We start from the raw sequence: 14,874 nt of genomic DNA, 5'->3' as shown, positions 1-14,874 counted from the left end.
TGCTTCAACCCTAGTTGACCGGGCTGGCGGCCCCCTTACCGCCCCGGATCCGGTCCACCACCGCGGTGGTGGACCGTTCAGCCACGTAGTCGAGGATGGCCACGCGGCCCCCGTACTCCTCCACGGCCGGGGTCTCCGCCAGCATCTCCGGCGTGTAGTCCCCGCCCTTGGCGTACACCTCGGGCCGGAGCCGCTTAATCAGCGGGGTGGCTGTGGGGGTGTCGAACACCGTCACGTAGTCCACGCAACTCAGCGCGGCCACCACCGCCGCGCGGTCCGCCATGTTGTTGATGGGCCGCCCGGCGCCCTTCAGCCGGCGGACGGAATCGTCACTGTTCAGCGCCACCACCAGGATGTCACCCAGCTGCTTGGCCTGGTTCAAATAGCGGGTGTGGCCGCTGTGCAGCACGTCGAAGCAGCCGTTGGTCAGCACGATCCGCTGGCCCTGGGCGCGGTGCAGCTCCATCTGCCGCTCCAGCTCGTCTTCGCCCAGGGCAGTGTCCGCGAAGGCCTCCAGGTACCGGCTGAGCTGGGCAGTGCTGCAGACGGAGGTACCGGGCTGGTGGACCACCACATCCGCGGCCGACTGGGCAAGGTCCAGGCTCGCGGTCAGCGGCAGCCCGGCGGCGCGGGCCAAGGTCAGCGCCGCCACGAACGTGTCGCCCGCCCCGGACGCCTGTTTCTCCGCGGCAGGGCGGGCCCACGTACGGTGCCGCACGCCGTCGGAGGTCAGCAGGACGGTTCCGTCCCGGTCCAGGGTGACCACCACGGCCCGGGCTCCGGTGCCGTTCAGCAGCGCCTCCGACTCCGCGCCCACGGCCTCAACCCGAGCCTGGCCCTCCGGCAGTTTCCGGTCGAGTAGCCGCGCGGTTTCCAGGGCATTAGGGGTTACCAGGTCAGGTTGCAGGGTTGCCCATGCCCGCGGGTCGTGGGCATCCACCACCACCAAGGGGCGGTCTTTTCCAGCAGCGTCACCCGCAAGGACACCGGTGAGTGCCGCGCGGACGGGGTCCGCCACCACGCCGGTTCCGTAGTCGCACACCAGGACGGCATCCTGGCGTTCGACGGCGGCACGCACCGAGGCGGCGAGCGCGTCAAGGGCGTCGGCCGGGACAGTCCTGGCCGAGTCATCCAGGCGCAGCATTACCTGGCCGCCGCTGCTGATCCGGATCTTGGTGGTGGTGACCATGTCCGGGTGGGTGTGCAGGTGCTGCACGTCGATGCCGGCGGCGGCAAGCTGTCCGCGCAGGTCCGCGCCGGCGTCGTCGGTGCCGATGATGCCGGCTACGGACACCTTTGCGCCCAGGGCGGCCAGGTTCATGGCGGTGTTGGCTGCGCCGCCGGGAACCGATTCGCGGGTCTGGAGGTCCACCACGGGGGCAGGGGCTTCCCGGCACAGCCGTTCGATGCTGCCGCTCCACCAGCCATCGAGCATGACGTCGCCGATCACCAGGATGGAGGGCTGTTCAGCGGCCAGCCGGCCGGGCAGCCAGTCCGACAATGCCCGCTGGGTGGAAAGGTCGATGGGTTCCGGCGACCCGCTCATGGCAGGTCCTGTTCACCGCTGCCGGCCACGGATTCCGCGCCGTTGCCGCCGGGCGCCGGCGGAGCGGCGATGTGCACCACCTTGACCTGGCTGAACTCGTCCAGCAGCTCGGGTCCATAGCCGAAACCGGCGCCGCTCTCGCCGCGGGGCTGGGCTGCGCCTCCGGGAGCACCGCCGAAGACCGCGTTGACCTTCACGGTACCCACGGGCAGTGCGGCCACTGCCTGCTGGATGTGCGCGATGTTGCTGCTCAGGACTGTGGCTGCGAGGCCGTACCTGCCGCTGCACGCAAGGCGCAGGCCGTCGTCGAACGTTTCCACCACCTGCACCGGGGCAACCGGGCCGAACGTTTCCTCCGTCATGACCTGCATCCCGCCGGTGCAGCCGAGGAGCACGGTGGCGGGGTAGAACGAGCCCGGTCCGTCCGGAAGGGCACCGCCTTCCACGGCCCGGGCGCCCTGCGCCAAGGCGTCGGTCACGTGCGAGTGGACGGCGTCCCGCATGCGGAGGTCCACCAGCGGTGCCACGGTGCCATTGCTGTTCCGGAGCGCGGCCTCAGCTTCCAGTGCGGTGCAGAACGCTGCAGCGATGTCCTTGTGGACATAGATCCGCTCCACCGAGGTGCAGATCTGGCCGCTGTTGCTGAAAGCTCCGATGGCAGCCTGCTCGGCAGCCCACACGGGGTCAACGTCGCGGTCCACCAACAGGGGGTCGTTGCCACCGTTTTCCCTGATGACGTGGGCGCCGGTGAGCGCTCCCGCCTGGGCGATCCGGGCACCGGCGGCGCTCGACCCGACGTGCGCAATCACGTCCACGTCCGCTTGGGAAAGGGCGGCCCCCACCTCCGCCCCGCCGGGGACGGTCAGGAACACGCCGGCGGGGAAGGCCGGTGCCAGGACCTCGCCCAGCGCCTCCCCCAGGCGCGGGCACCGCTCACTGGGTTTGTGGATGACCGTGTTGCCGGTGGCCAGTGCGGCGCCGATCAGCCCGCAGGCCACAGCCACGGGGTCGTTCCACGGGGTCAGCAGGACGGCGACGCCGCGCGGCTCGGCAACCGTGTAATCGGAGGCGAGCCGGCTGCCGCGGAGGCTGTGGCCGCGGTGGACCGGGCCCAGCTCGGCGTATTGCTCCAGGGTGGAGACGGCCGCGGCAATGCCGGCCAGCGCTTCCTCCACCGGGCGGCCGGTTTCGCTGGCGTTCAGCCCGGCGAGCTCCTGCGCGGCTCCGTTAAGCGCCTTGGCGGCGGCGCGGAGTGCCGCACCCCGCTCTGCGGGGGCGGTTGCGGCCCAGCCGGGTGCTGCCGTGCGGGCCGTGGCCACGGCGTCGTTCACTGCGTCCGGCCCCGCTTCGGGCACCGTCCAAAGCTCTTCACCTGTTCGCGGGTCCTGGATGATGATGCCGGAGCCCTCAACTGTTTCGTTGCCTGCGGTTGTTTCGGTGGCTGTGGTGGGCATGGTGTTCCTCCCGCCTTTCGGTGCTGGATATGGTCGGTGCTGGTGGTCCTGTTGTGGCCACCAACGATGTTGTGGCCCGTTGCGGCTTAGGGCCAGGAGCCCTCTTCTTCGTGGCAGATCAGCATTTCGCGGACCTCGCAGCCGGTGGGCTGGTTCAGGGCGAACAGGATGGCCTGGGCAGTGTTGGCGGGGTCGTTGAGCCGGGAGTCGTCCTGCGGCTTGTACTGCTCGGTACGGTCATCGAAGAACCGGGTCTTCATGCCGCCGGGAATCATGGTGGTCACGCCGACTTCGCCTCCGGTTTCCGCGGCCAGGGCGTGGCTGAACCCCACGACGCCGAACTTGGAGGCGCAGTACGCGGTGGCATCGGCCACCGCGCGCTTGCCCAGGGTGGAGGCCACTGTCACCACGCGGCCGTGGGTTTCCTTGAGGTAGGGCAGTGCTGCGCGCACCACGGAAACGGTGCCCATCAGGTTGACCCCGATGACCTTTTCCCACTCGGTCGCTTCGACGTCGGCGAGCTTGCCGCAGCGGTCGATCCCGGCAGCGGTGACCACGGCGTCCAGGCCGCCCAGGGTTTCGGCGGCTTCACGGACCGCGTGCTCCACGGCCGTGCGGTCCGCAACGTCCACTTCGAACGCCTTAACGCCGGACACGCTGCTGATGTCGCGGTCCAGGACCACCGGGGTGCCGCCCGAGCGAAGGACGGCGTCGACGACGGCGGCCCCCAGTCCGGAGGCACCTCCGGTGACCAGGACGCGGCCCGGGGTGGTGGAGGCAGTTGGAGTTGATTCTGCGGTCACGGTGTTCCTTTCAATGGGAAAAACAAGACAGTGGGGAAAGAGGGTTCAGCTGACTTTGGCGAGTGCGTCCGCCAGGCCGGTGGTGGAGCGGGCGGGGTGGAACGGGACGGTGAGGCAGCGGCCGCCCCAGCTTTCAACCAGGTCCGCCTCGGGCAGCCGCGATCCCTTGTAGTCGCCGCCCTTGACCCAGATATCGGGGCGGAGTCGGTCCAGCGCGGCTTCGGGGGTGTCCTCGTCGAAGATCATCACCGCGTCCACGCATTCCATCGCCAGGAGCAGTTCCGCCCTGTCGTGCTGGCCGATGATGGGACGCTGCGGCCCTTTGAGCCGCCGGACCGAGTCGTCGGAGTTCAGGCACACGATGAGGCAGTCTCCCAGTTCCCTGGCTGCGGCGAGGGAGCGGATGTGGCCGGCGTGGATCAGGTCGAAACAACCACCGGTGGCCACCACCTTTCCGCCGCTTTCGCGTACGGAGCGGGCCAGCAGCAGCGGTTCGGTGGTGCGCCGGCCCGGTGCCGGTGAAGTCCTGGGCTTTCCGGCGGGAGTATCTTCCGCGTCGGTATCAGGCAGCGCCGAAACCCCTCCGGCGGCCAGGAAATCGGCGGCGTCATGGACTGCCAAGGCCGCCGCCTCCGGCAGGTCGCGGCCAGCCAGGAGGTGCACTGCCAGGCTGGCCGCCAGGCGGTCTCCGGCCCCACAGGGGTCACCGGCTTCCACCCTTGGCGCGGGAACGGCACTCGGCGAAGAGTCTCCCTGCCGGAGCAGGACAGCCCCCTCCTCGCCCTTGGTCACCAGGACAGCCTGGCTGCGCCAACGCTCCAGCAGGACCTGCGAAACAGCTTCAGCTGACGCCGGGACGTTGGCGGCGGCGGCCTGCGCCGCCTTGGTTGCTTCAGAGATGTTCGGCGTCACCACAGCCACTCCTGGAACCGGATCCGGCCCGGAGGGGTGCGGGTCCCAGATAACGGGCACCTCAGCCGCCAAGCGGGCCAGCAGGTCACGCAGCTGCGGGTTGGCTGCCAATCCCCTGCCATAGTCGGCAACGATGACCACGGCGGCTTTTTCCACGGCGCGGAGCATGGCGGGAGTGACGTCCGGAACCGGCGTCTTTTCGCACCCCTGGTCAAAGCGGACCACCGGATGGGAGCCGGCGCGGATCCTGGTCTTGACCGGGGAGGAATAGCTGCTGGTCCCCGCCACGACCCGGACCCCGGCGAGGTGCGTGCGCAGCTGGTTCCCGGCGTCGTCATCCCCCAGGACCGTCACCAGGGTGACTGGCCAGCCGTCCTGGGCCAGCATGCGCGCCACCAGGCCCGCGCCGCCGGCGCGCCGCCGGATAGCTGACACGTCCACCACCGGGACGGGGGCGTCCGGGCTGAGCCGGGTGGCCTCGCCGGAGAGGTCGACGTCGAGCATCACGTCTCCCACGACGACGATCCTCATGGCCGGGCACCGTTCGCCGGCCCGGGGACTTTTGCCGGCCCGGGGACAAGGGACGGGGTGTGCCGGGCAACCTCAAGGTCGAAGGCGCGGCAGACTGCGTGCAACGCGATCAGGTGCCCTTCCTGGGCATTGGCGTTCAGGGCGTCGACTGTCACGGCCTCGTCGCAGGCCTCCGATAACGGGTTGGGTCCGGAGCCGGTGAGCGCCCAGGTGGTCACATTGAGCCGGGAGGCCGCTTCCGCGGCGCGCAGCAGGTTGGGGCTCCTGCCGCTGGTGGACAGCAGCAACAGCACGTCGCCGGAGCGGCCGTGCGCGCGCACCTGCCGGGCGAAGACATCGTCGAAGCCGTAGTCATTGGCGATGGCGGTCATGGCGGAGGATTCGGCGTGCAGGGAGATGGCCGAGAAGGGGACCCGCTCGCCGTCGAACCGGCCCACCAGCTCGGCGGTCAGGTGCTGTGCCTCCGCGGCCGAGCCGCCATTGCCGGCTGCCAGGAGCCGCTGTCCGCGCAGCAGCCGCTGCGCCAACTCCACACCCCACGCGGCGAGCCGGCCGGACTGGCTGCGCAGTGAATCCAGCGCCGGAAGCACGTTGTCCAGGTGGCTGCGGACGGCGTCGGCACTTGCCGGGTCCACGAACGTGGCGGGGAGCGCTGCAGGCAGCGCCGGCGGTGCGGTCAGGGTGCGCAGGTCTACTTCCCGCAGGGACGATTCGGCAGTCACAGTGCGGCTCCTTCCATTGGTACGATGCCAGCCCTGGCGCCGGCCTGGGTACCGGCGATGGCGAGCTGGTAGGCCTTTTCAGTTTCCGCGGCCACCCGGTCCCAGGAGTACCGGGTGCGGGCGCGCCGTTCTCCGGCCTGGCCGAGCTTTGTCCTGAGCGTGGGGTTGTCCAGCAGCAGTGACAGGGCGGAGGCAATGGCCTCCGGGTCCCGCGGTGGCACGTGCAGGCCGGTGGCGTGGTCCACCACCGTGTCCCGCAGCCCACCCACTGCGGCAGCCACCACGGGGACGCCGCATGCCATGGCCTCGAGCGGTACGATGCCGAAGGGCTCGTACCAGGGTGCGCACACCACGGCGTCGGCGCTGCGGAAGATCCCCGGCATGTCGGCCCGCGGCACCTGTCCCTGCAGCGTCACCTGTTCGGACACGCCAAGTTCGGCGGCAAGGTCCAGCAGGCGGCGGATTTCCGGGTCGGCGTGCATCACGTTCGAGTCACCGCCGCCGCCCACGATCAGGAGTTCGACGTCGTCGAATCCTGCCGCCTTGAGGTACGGGAGCGCGCGGATCACCAGGTCCACGCCTTTGCGCGGCACCAGGCGCCCTACGGACAGGATGCGGTAGCGGCGCTTCCTTGGGGCTACCGGCCCGTCCGTCGAAAAGAAGCTGAGGTCCACGCCGCAGGGCGCGATGGAGACCTTGCCCGTGGCGATGCCCATGGCCTTGAGCTCGAAGACCTCATCGGAACACGTGGCGATGATCCGGTCCGCGGAGCGTCCCACGCCTGGCTCCAGCCAGCGGCGGGCTTCCGGGCTGGTGTCCTCGGCGCCCTGGTGCCTCCGTTTGACGGTGCCCAGGGCGTGGAATGTCTGCAGCATCGGCACGCGGTACCCGGTGTCGGGCCGCCTGGCAGCATCCAGGGCAGCGAGCCCGGACATCCAGAAGTGGCCGTGCACCACATCCGGCGGCCGTTGCCCCCAGTCCCTGGCCACGCCGTCCGCGAGTTGGCCCATGTAGGGCAGCAGCTCATCCTTGGGCACCTGACGGGCCGGCCCGGCGTCCACGTGCACCACCTCCAGTTGGTGTCCCACCCGGACCCGTTCGGGAAGCTCCGTTGCGTCCCTGCGGGTATAGACGGTGACGTGGTGGCCACGCTTGGCGAGGGCCTCGGACAGGGCGGCAACGTGGACGTTCTGCCCGCCGGCATCCACCCCGCCAAGCGCCGCCAGCGGACTGGCGTGTTCAGAAATCATGGCGATCTTCATGGGGTGTTCCTCTCCCGCGACGGAACGAGGATCCGCTCGTCCGGCCGCTCGTTGGCGGAGTGCCGGGGACGGTTCCGCAGGTCCGCCAGGAGCTCATCCCAGCGGTCCTGGAACTTGCCCAGGCCGTAACGCTCCAGCGCCGCCTCCCTGGCGGAGAGTCCCCGCCGTCGGGCTTCCTCCGGGTTGGCAACCAGCCGCTCCGCGCAGCGGAGCAGCTCGTCGATGTCTGCGGAAACAGCGCCGGCCTCCGGCGGTACGGCCCGCGGTGCCTCGGTGGTGGCAAGCACCACCACCGGCATGCCCAGGTGCATGGCTTCCAAAAGGGACAGCCCAAGCGAGGTCCAGCGCATCGGGTGGACGTAGACCCGGCAGCGGGCAAGCTCCCGGTGCAGCTCCCGGGTCTTCAGGTCGCCCCTGGCAGCCAGCCGGGACGCCTCAATACCCGCAGCCGCCGCCAGGCCGTCCGTCTTCATGCCGAACACCTGCAGGGGCGCTACGGAAGCGAAGGCGGGCAGCAGGTCGGTTCCCGTGACCCTTCCGCGCCGCACGGGCTCGTTGACCACCACGCCCAGTTCCGGGAGCTCGCCGGTGTATAGCTGTCCGGGGTCGGGAATGCCGTGCTCAACCACCGTGGTGGTGGCGGAGCCGTTGTCCCAGGCCAGCCGGTTGAAATGGGTTACGTGGACCACCGGGATGCTGCTCTGGTCCGCGAGCGGGTGGCGGGTGTTCGGGAAATTCCCTTTGGGAGTGTTGTGCTCAACGAACACCGCCGGGAGGTCCACGCCGGGCACCCGTCCCAGCCTGCCGGCCACTTCGTCGATCTCTTCGGGCCGTTGAAGGACGACGGCGTCCACGGCGTCGGCGTCGAGCGTCGCCAGGTCCACCTCCCGCACTGATTCCGGCCAGTCCCTGCCCGCGCGGCCCAGTCCCCAAGCCCCACCTGCGGGCAGGACGGGAAGAAGGTACTCGTGGCGGCCGCGGACAAAGGCGTCCGTCCAGGAACCGTGGACATGCCAGAGCAGGATTCTCATCTGTTGCGGGCCTTTCTACGGGTGCTGACGTGGGTGCTGAAGGAGCTCACTCCACTGATCAGGCGTTCCACCGCCGCCACCACTTCCTCCGGCGACACCGAGTCGAGGCAGGGGTGGCCGGGGACAGGGCAAATCCGGGCGCGTGACATGCGGCAGGGCGCATTCTGGTCCCCGAGGAGTTCCAGGGGCACGCCGTACGGCGCCCAGCGGATCGCCGGGACGACGGGGGAAAACAGGCACGCTACGGGTGTGCCTACCGCGGCTGCCAGGTGGGCGGGGCCGGTGTTGCCGCTGACCACGGCATCAGCCCCCGCCATGACGCCTGCCATGGTGGGAAGGTCGGTGCGGCCGCCAAGGTCAAGGGCGGAGGGGCCGGCCACCGTGGCGGTCAGCGACTTCTCGCCGGGGCCGCCGGTGACCACCACCCGGTACCCGGCACCCTGGAGGAGTTCGACGGCGGCAGCATGGTGCAGCGGGGGCCAGGCCCTGGCCGGAACGGCTGCACCCGGGTGGACCACAACGTAGGGCTCCGCGCCCACGAGGTCCGTCACGTCAGGGACGGAGTTGAGGTGAAGCTTTCCGTCGTCACCGGGCGGAAGCCGGAAGCCTGCGGCCTCGGCGATGCCGAGCGCCCGTTCCGCTTCGGGCTGGTCCTCGGGGAAGTCCTCCCCCGGTTTCAGCCTCACGTCAAGCAGCGAGCCGGCGTAATCGGTGGAGGCGCCGGTGATCCTCTCAACGCCTGCCAGCCGCAGCAACAATGCCAGCGGCAGCGGCGACTGGTGGAAGGAGGTGAGGATGACGGCTTCGGTGATGCGGGAATTGCGGACGTATTCGATCAGCCTGTCAGCGTGGGGGCCTGTCATCCGGGGCGCCGGGTTCATGATCCAGGGGCTGTCCCAGCTGTAGACCTCGGCGGCCCCCTGGAGCATGGCGGCGGCGGCTTCACCCTGCCGGCCGCACAGCATCACCACATGGTTCGTGCTGCCGCCGTGCTGGGAGCGGCCGTTGGCCACCGCGCGGACAGCCGGACCGGTCAGCAGGACATCGCCCATGCTGTCCAGCCGGGCCACCAGGACGCGCCCCATCAGGGCGTCCCCTGCAGCAGGCCGACGGCGGACGCCAAGTCCGGGGCGACCAGCCGCGCTGCCCCTACCTCCTCGGTACGGGTAACGGGGGTGGGCACCAGGACTCCAGTAGCACCCGCGGCTTCGGCAGCCCCCACGTCGGCGCCGATATCGCCAATCAGGGCGGCTTCAGATTCGGAGATCCCCAGTTTGCGGCAGGCACTGTGGACCATGCCGGGAGCGGGCTTGCGGCAGGCGCAGCCGTCCTGTTCCGAGTGGGGGCAGACCTCCCACACATCGAACGGTCCCAGCAGTTCTTCCACCCGGGCGTTGACTTTTGCCACGTCTTCAGCCGTGATAAGGCCGCGGGCAATACCCGACTGGTTGGTGATCACACCCGTGGCCATACCATCTGCCCGCAGGCTGTCGAGCACTGCCTTGGCACCGGCCACCGGCCGCACCTTGCCGGGATCCCCGTTGTAGGGCACATCGACCACCAGGGTCCCGTCCCGGTCGAACAGGACAGCCCGGAGCTTGGAGGTTTCAGAGCTTTCCATAATCAACCTGTTCCCTCTTGCTGCTTCTCCTAAACACGGCGTTGGGCTGTTTCGGCTGCAGGAGCGGGCTCCGGTGGGGCCTTGAGCAGGCAAGATACGAATTCCGTGACTGCAGCTGTTCTTCCCGGACTCCGCCCAAAAAGCCAGCTCGGCATGATGTCCGGGCGCCACTGAACCGGCTGCACGCCGTCGTCCCATGCGAATGCGCGCGGCTCCGCTACCGCAGTGGTAGGGGCCCTACCTGCTTCTTGTACCGCCGAGGCAGCGGCCGGTTCCCTTGCCGGACATGCCGGGGGTTCCAGCGCTCCTAGCCTGGCGGAACGGCGCAACCGTCCCGGGCCGGCGTTCCGCCAACCCAACGCGCGTTGACGTTCCGTTGCCGGCTGCGGCCTCCGTGTCCCCGAAATGGGCACTTGCCTCCAGCCGGCGCTGCAGTTCCACCAACACCTTGGCCAGGCGGCGGGACACCTGCATCTGGGACATTCCCAACCGCTTCCCCAACTGCACTTGTGTTTCCTCGCAGAAGTAGCGCCGGTACAGGAGTTCGCGGTCAGAGTCGTCGAGGTCCTGCATGGCATCACGGAGGCAGGCGAGCTCTTCAAGCCGCTCCAGCGGAGTCTCCGGGCAGGCCAGCACCTCGCCGATGGAGGGTGCGTCCGAGTTCGGGTTGACCGCGTCGAGGGAGTCCGGGTGCATGCTGCTGGACGCCGAAATAGCCTCCTGCACGTCAGCCGGGTCGGTCTCCAGCTCGCCGGCGAGTTCCGCCACGCTGGGATTCCGGCCAAGCGACTGGGTCAACTCCGGCTCGGCCCGGAACAACCGGGTCCTTAAATCCTGGATATGGCGCGGCGGACGGACAACCCACGTCCGGTCGCGAAGGTACCGCTTGAGTTCGCCGGTGATGGTGGGTGCCGCATAGGCAGGAAAACTCTCCCCCTTGGCCTGGTCGAAACCGCGGGCTGCCTTCACCAGGCCCAAGTAGGCCACCTGGTTCAGGTCCGCCCGCTCCCTGCCGCGGGCCTCAAACCGCGCAGCCAGGGCTTCGGCGAGGTCCAGGTACCGGAGGACCAGGTCGTTTTCGAACGTCTCCCGCAGCCGCCCTGACGTGGCGGGAGGAGCCGGTTGTTGTGTCGGTTCCGGCTGTTGATCGTGGACAGGCGCAGCTTCAACGGCGAGCGTGGCAAAGGATTCGGGCATGAGTGTTGGTTTCCCTCGGTCTGGTTCCGAAAGCCTGCGGCAAGACTTAGAAGCAGCAAATCATAAGGTTGCTTATAAAACAATCCTCCTCCGCTGTAGGCTCGGGGTTAACCGGCACCCAGACCAACCCGCCAAGGAGTCTTTGTCATGCGCATCGCCATCACCGGGGCCAGCGGAAACGCCGGAACAGCACTGCTTCGCAACCTGCAGGGCCAGCTCGCCCGAAAGCCCGGCAGCCTGCAACTGGTTGGAATCAGCCGCAGGCTGCCTGATACGTCCGCGGAGCCCTACGGCGGCGTGCAGTGGCACACCCTGGATGTGGGCCTGGAACAGGACAGGCCTTTGCTGGAGACGGCGCTCGCCGGGGTTGATGCCGTGGTGCACCTGGCCTGGCAAATCCAGCCGAACCGCAATTTGGCGCTCCTGCACCGGACCAATGTCACCGGTACGCAAAATGTCTTGGCAGCCGCCGCCAAGGTGGGCGTGAAACAGGTTGTCTGCGCGTCCTCGGTGGGCGCCTACAGCAAGGCGGGCAAGGACCAGCGCAGGGACGAGTCCTGGCCGGCAACAGGCATGGCCGGCTCACACTACAGCCGCCACAAAGCCGAGCAGGAAAGGCTCCTGGACCGATTCGCGGCTAAAGAGCCAGCCATTTCCGTTGCCAGGTTGCGGCCCGCGCTCATCTTCCAGGGAAAAGCGGGGAGTGAAATCGGCAGGTATTTCCTGGGGCACCTTTTTCCGCGGCTCGTACCGCGCAGGCCCTGGATTCCGCTGCTGCCCCTCCCGGACAATCTGATCTTCCAGGCGGTCCACGCGGACGATGTGGCAGAGGCCTACTGGCGCGTGGTGGACCAGCGTGCCAGCGGCGCGTTCAACATCGCTGCCGAACCCGTCCTAACTCCCCAGGTACTGGCCCGCATCCTTGGTGCCAGGAGAATCCTCCCCATCCCCATGCGGCTCCTCCACACAGTTGTGGACCTGACCTGGCGGGCACGGGTTCAGCCCACGGATTCAGGATGGGTGGAGATGGCCGCCGGCGTGCCCATCATGGACACTGGCCGTGCCCGGCGGATTCTGGGGTGGGAACCAAGAGTGTCATCGATCGACGCCGTCAAGGAACTTCTCGCGGGCATGGGAACGGGGGAAGGGGTTCACCCTTCCCCCGTCCTAAGGCCCCGGCGCCGGCCCTAGCAGCGGTCTTAGCAGCGGCGACTATGCCGGCACCGGACCACCAGCCTCAGATGCCGGTGCGCGGGTTTCCCTCGTCGCGCACATCATGCCCCGCGGCGGTGTCCGTGGCGTCGGACTGACGCCTCCGTGGTTCGGCTTCCGGGATGCTTGTCCCGGCGTCACCCGCGAGAGGTTCACGGCTCCCGTGGCCCTGCCCGACGTCGGCATGTCCGCCGTCCACGTACTCCGCCTGCCGGCCAGCCTCCTGGCCGGGACCGACGTTGGACGGCCCACGCCCGTTACGGACGGCACCGTCGGCCTGCACCTGCCGGCCCTCATGAACCTCCCGGTGGTCGCGCGGGCTGCCATCCCTTCCGACGTCCGGATCGAGCTCGTCCGCCTTCCTGGCATGGCTGGCCACGTCGCCCCTCAGGGACTGGGCCTCCTGGCTGCGCTGTTCAGCTTCCTGCCGGAGCCGCGCCGCATCAACCTGGGCCTGTTCGGCGTCGGCACGCGCCCGAATGGCCTTGGCCTCCCGTTCGCGGGCGTCGATTTCCATATTTTCGGCTTCACGCCGTATCTCGGCCGCCTTTTCGCGGTGCTCCCGGTCCCGCTTCTCCTGCATTGCCTTCCGGCGCCTTCCACCGGCCAGAAGAAGCAGCACGATCAGCGCCACTACAACAACGGCAACTACCACCCATACCCATGGAGCTGTGTCCACGTTTCCCACCACTTTCCACTTCGTTGCGACCGGGCAGGCCCTCGCCATCCGGCTGACATTTTTTGGAACGGTTATAACTCGCCTAGCAAGGGTACTTACCTTTTATTAGTAATCATGCTTATCATTTTACGGCCAGTATTGCTGGTTCTTGATTAATAACCGGCCTTCTTGGAAAGAGAGCGAAGATGACAGAGAACCAATGGCCCGCGGATCCCTACACGGCTCCCCCGGCCAATACCGGAATCCCTGGCGAGCGGGAGCCCGCCACCTTCCCATCAGCCGCCACTCCCCTTTCCGGAGACAGCCAGGCTGCTGACACCTCCGGTTCGTCGCGCAAGGACGCAGCCAAGGAAGAAGCCGCCGACGTCGCCCGTACCGCCGCGGGGTCCGCGCAGAACGTGGCCCAGACTGCCAAGGGTGAGGCCGCGAACGTGGCGCATGAAGCGAAGGCCAATGCCCAGGACCTGCTGCACCAGGCGAAGTCGGGACTGACCAGCGAGGCAGGCACCCAACAGCAGAAGGCTGCCGAGGGCATCCGCAACATCTCCAGCCAACTGCACAGCATGGCCAGCGCACCGGACCAGCAGGGCATGGCCAGCGACCTGGTCCGGCAGGCAGCCGAGCGAACCTCCTCGGTCGCATCCTGGCTGGAAAACCGGGAGCCCGGTGACCTCCTGAACGAGGTCCAGCGGTTCGCCCGCAACCGTCCCGGAACGTTCCTGCTCCTCGCCGCCGGCGCCGGTGTCCTGGCCGGACGCCTCACCCGCGGCCTCACCGCAGGCGCCCCCGAAACATCCGCCAATGCCCCTGCCGGCACCGGCGCGGCTGGCCTGTCCGGCCAGTACTCCGGCACCACTTACGGTGACCAGTACAACCAGTCATATCCCGTTGCCGGTGGGACGGTTCCGCCCCCGCCGGTCCAGCTCCCCGGCCCGGCCACTACCACGGCCGGCTACGACGGCGGGGCTCCGGGCAGCAGCTATCCCGAGGCCGCAGGGCCGGCCAGTGGCCTCGACAGCCCGCAACTGGTGGAGGAACCCTGGTCAGGGAACCAGTTCTCCAACGACCCCCTGCGTGACCGCGCCCTCGCCGACGATCCGATGGCAAACGATCCCTTCACCCAGGACCGCACCCGGGGCGGCCAGACGGGTGGGTTGTGATGAGTAGCCAGATTCCCGAGCCGCCGCCCAGCGCGGCGCACGTCAAAGCGGACAACGCCTCAATCGGTGAACTGCTCGGAGACGTGACCCGCGACCTGTCCACCCTGATGCGCCAGGAAGTCGAACTCGCCAAGGCCGAACTCAAGCAAACAACCACCCGCGCAGGCAAAGGCGCCGGCATGCTCGCCGGCGCCGGCGTGGGCGGACACTTCGTCCTGATCTTCCTCTCCCTGGCCCTGATGTGGGCCCTGGGCGCCATCATGGCCCTGGGCTGGGCCGCGCTGATCGTCGCCGTGATCTGGGCCATCATCGCCGCAGTCCTGGCCTCGATCGGCCGCAAGGAACTCAAACAGATCAAGGGCCTGCCCCAAACCGGCGAAACCCTCTCAGGAATTCCCCCAACCCTAAAACCAGGTGAGGTAAACCGATGAGCGAAAACCCCGATGCCATCCGCGCAGACATAGAAGCCACCCGGGCACGCCTGGGCACCAACGTTGACGCCGTGGCCGACAAAGTCACCCCGTCCAACATCGTCCACCGCCAAACCGACAAAGTCCGCGACGCAATGACCGGGGTGAAGGAGAAAATCATGGGCGCAGCAGACACCGCCACCACCAACGTCCACCACACCACCACTGCCGGCACCGGCCACACCACCGACGCCATGCACTCCGCCGGCGACAGCCTGCACCAGGCATCAGACACCGTCTCGGCCAAACTCACCGACGCAGGCCACGCCGTCTC

General features: G+C 68.5%; 15 protein-coding genes. 4 read left to right on the top strand and 11 right to left on the bottom strand.

The annotated features are described in order from the left end of the window. Positions 1 to 10: 10 nt before the first annotated feature. The 10 genes from rfaE2 to IEW19_RS11190 form a co-directional block, all read right to left on the bottom strand. Positions 11 to 1,546, bottom strand: coding sequence for a D-glycero-beta-D-manno-heptose 1-phosphate adenylyltransferase (gene rfaE2 / locus IEW19_RS11235; protein ID WP_188571717.1), 1,536 nt, complete (start codon positions 1,544 to 1,546; stop codon positions 11 to 13). Further along, entirely contained in the window at positions 1,543 to 3,000 is a 1,458-nt protein-coding gene (locus IEW19_RS11230; protein ID WP_188571716.1) for an aldehyde dehydrogenase family protein, read from the bottom strand. The genes rfaE2 and IEW19_RS11230 overlap by 4 nt, the downstream gene beginning before the upstream one ends. Before the next feature lie 86 nt (positions 3,001 to 3,086). Next, positions 3,087 to 3,803 carry an SDR family oxidoreductase gene (locus IEW19_RS11225; RefSeq protein ID WP_188571715.1) on the bottom strand — a complete coding sequence of 239 codons (717 nt, stop codon included), beginning with the start codon at positions 3,801 to 3,803 and terminating at the stop codon, positions 3,087 to 3,089. 45 nt (positions 3,804 to 3,848) lie between these two features. Next, on the bottom strand, positions 3,849 to 5,246 hold the full coding sequence (locus IEW19_RS11220; protein WP_188571714.1) for a PfkB family carbohydrate kinase: 1,398 nt from the start codon (positions 5,244 to 5,246) through the stop codon (positions 3,849 to 3,851). Then, positions 5,243 to 5,968 carry a D-sedoheptulose-7-phosphate isomerase gene (locus tag IEW19_RS11215; protein WP_188571713.1) on the bottom strand — a complete coding sequence of 242 codons (726 nt, stop codon included), beginning with the start codon at positions 5,966 to 5,968 and terminating at the stop codon, positions 5,243 to 5,245. The genes IEW19_RS11220 and IEW19_RS11215 overlap by 4 nt, the downstream gene beginning before the upstream one ends. Next, entirely contained in the window at positions 5,965 to 7,230 is a 1,266-nt protein-coding gene (locus IEW19_RS11210; protein ID WP_188571712.1) for a glycosyltransferase, read from the bottom strand. Before IEW19_RS11210 ends, IEW19_RS11215 begins: the two co-directional genes overlap by 4 nt. Further along, entirely contained in the window at positions 7,227 to 8,261 is a 1,035-nt protein-coding gene (locus tag IEW19_RS11205) for a glycosyltransferase (protein ID WP_188571711.1), read from the bottom strand. Before IEW19_RS11205 ends, IEW19_RS11210 begins: the two co-directional genes overlap by 4 nt. Continuing rightward, complete coding sequence (locus IEW19_RS11200; protein ID WP_188571710.1) at positions 8,258 to 9,346, bottom strand: glycosyltransferase family 9 protein; 1,089 nt, start codon at positions 9,344 to 9,346, stop codon at positions 8,258 to 8,260. The genes IEW19_RS11205 and IEW19_RS11200 overlap by 4 nt, the downstream gene beginning before the upstream one ends. After that, positions 9,346 to 9,882, bottom strand: coding sequence for a D-glycero-alpha-D-manno-heptose-1,7-bisphosphate 7-phosphatase (locus IEW19_RS11195; protein ID WP_188571709.1), 537 nt, complete (start codon positions 9,880 to 9,882; stop codon positions 9,346 to 9,348). The genes IEW19_RS11200 and IEW19_RS11195 overlap by 1 nt, the downstream gene beginning before the upstream one ends. A 237-nt stretch (positions 9,883 to 10,119) precedes the next feature. Continuing rightward, positions 10,120 to 11,079, bottom strand: a complete 960-nt coding sequence (locus IEW19_RS11190) for a sigma-70 family RNA polymerase sigma factor (RefSeq protein ID WP_188571708.1) — start codon at positions 11,077 to 11,079, stop codon at positions 10,120 to 10,122. A gap of 147 nt (positions 11,080 to 11,226) precedes the next feature. On the opposite strand from IEW19_RS11190, the gene IEW19_RS11185 reads away from it, so the two are divergent. Further along, positions 11,227 to 12,270 (top strand): NAD-dependent epimerase/dehydratase family protein, encoded by a 1,044-nt coding sequence (locus IEW19_RS11185; protein ID WP_188571707.1) that lies wholly within the window; start codon positions 11,227 to 11,229, stop codon positions 12,268 to 12,270. 46 nt (positions 12,271 to 12,316) lie between these two features. Here the strand turns inward: IEW19_RS11185 and ccmD are convergent, their stop codons facing one another. Next, complete coding sequence (ccmD, locus tag IEW19_RS11180) at positions 12,317 to 12,970, bottom strand: heme exporter protein CcmD (RefSeq protein WP_188571706.1); 654 nt, start codon at positions 12,968 to 12,970, stop codon at positions 12,317 to 12,319. 185 nt (positions 12,971 to 13,155) lie between these two features. Between ccmD and IEW19_RS11175 the strand changes: the two genes are divergently transcribed. From IEW19_RS11175 to IEW19_RS11165, 3 genes are all read left to right on the top strand, one after another. Then, positions 13,156 to 14,130 carry a hypothetical protein gene (locus IEW19_RS11175; RefSeq protein ID WP_188571705.1) on the top strand — a complete coding sequence of 325 codons (975 nt, stop codon included), beginning with the start codon at positions 13,156 to 13,158 and terminating at the stop codon, positions 14,128 to 14,130. Beyond that, positions 14,130 to 14,561, top strand: coding sequence for a phage holin family protein (locus IEW19_RS11170; protein ID WP_188571704.1), 432 nt, complete (start codon positions 14,130 to 14,132; stop codon positions 14,559 to 14,561). Before IEW19_RS11175 ends, IEW19_RS11170 begins: the two co-directional genes overlap by 1 nt. Further along, positions 14,558 to 14,874 (top strand): DUF3618 domain-containing protein (locus IEW19_RS11165; protein WP_188571703.1); only part of this gene is annotated, 317 nt, incomplete at its 3' end. The genes IEW19_RS11170 and IEW19_RS11165, both read left to right, overlap by 4 nt.

This window comes from Arthrobacter liuii (assembly GCF_014639275.1).
GTDB classification, from domain to species: domain Bacteria; phylum Actinomycetota; class Actinomycetes; order Actinomycetales; family Micrococcaceae; genus Arthrobacter; species Arthrobacter liuii.
Note: the sequence above shows the minus strand (reverse complement) of the source record. Positions and strands in the feature narration are given on the sequence as shown.

Bases quoted from the DNA above. Each gene is read 5' to 3' on its own strand.
- rfaE2 (WP_188571717.1), bottom strand. From the start codon at position 1,546: ATGAGCGGGTCGCCGGAACCCATCGACCTTTCCACCCAGCGGGCATTG.
- IEW19_RS11230 (WP_188571716.1), bottom strand. From the start codon at position 3,000: ATGCCCACCACAGCCACCGAAACAACCGCAGGCAACGAAACAGTTGAG.
- IEW19_RS11220 (WP_188571714.1), bottom strand. From the start codon at position 5,246: ATGAGGATCGTCGTCGTGGGAGACGTGATGCTCGACGTCGACCTCTCC.
- IEW19_RS11210 (WP_188571712.1), bottom strand. From the start codon at position 7,230: ATGAAGATCGCCATGATTTCTGAACACGCCAGTCCGCTGGCGGCGCTT.
- IEW19_RS11205 (WP_188571711.1), bottom strand. From the start codon at position 8,261: ATGAGAATCCTGCTCTGGCATGTCCACGGTTCCTGGACGGACGCCTTT.
- IEW19_RS11200 (WP_188571710.1), bottom strand. From the start codon at position 9,346: ATGGGGCGCGTCCTGGTGGCCCGGCTGGACAGCATGGGCGATGTCCTG.
- IEW19_RS11195 (WP_188571709.1), bottom strand. From the start codon at position 9,882: ATGGAAAGCTCTGAAACCTCCAAGCTCCGGGCTGTCCTGTTCGACCGG.
- IEW19_RS11190 (WP_188571708.1), bottom strand. From the start codon at position 11,079: ATGCCCGAATCCTTTGCCACGCTCGCCGTTGAAGCTGCGCCTGTCCAC.
- IEW19_RS11185 (WP_188571707.1), top strand. From the start codon at position 11,227: ATGCGCATCGCCATCACCGGGGCCAGCGGAAACGCCGGAACAGCACTG.
- IEW19_RS11175 (WP_188571705.1), top strand. From the start codon at position 13,156: ATGACAGAGAACCAATGGCCCGCGGATCCCTACACGGCTCCCCCGGCC.
- IEW19_RS11170 (WP_188571704.1), top strand. From the start codon at position 14,130: ATGAGTAGCCAGATTCCCGAGCCGCCGCCCAGCGCGGCGCACGTCAAA.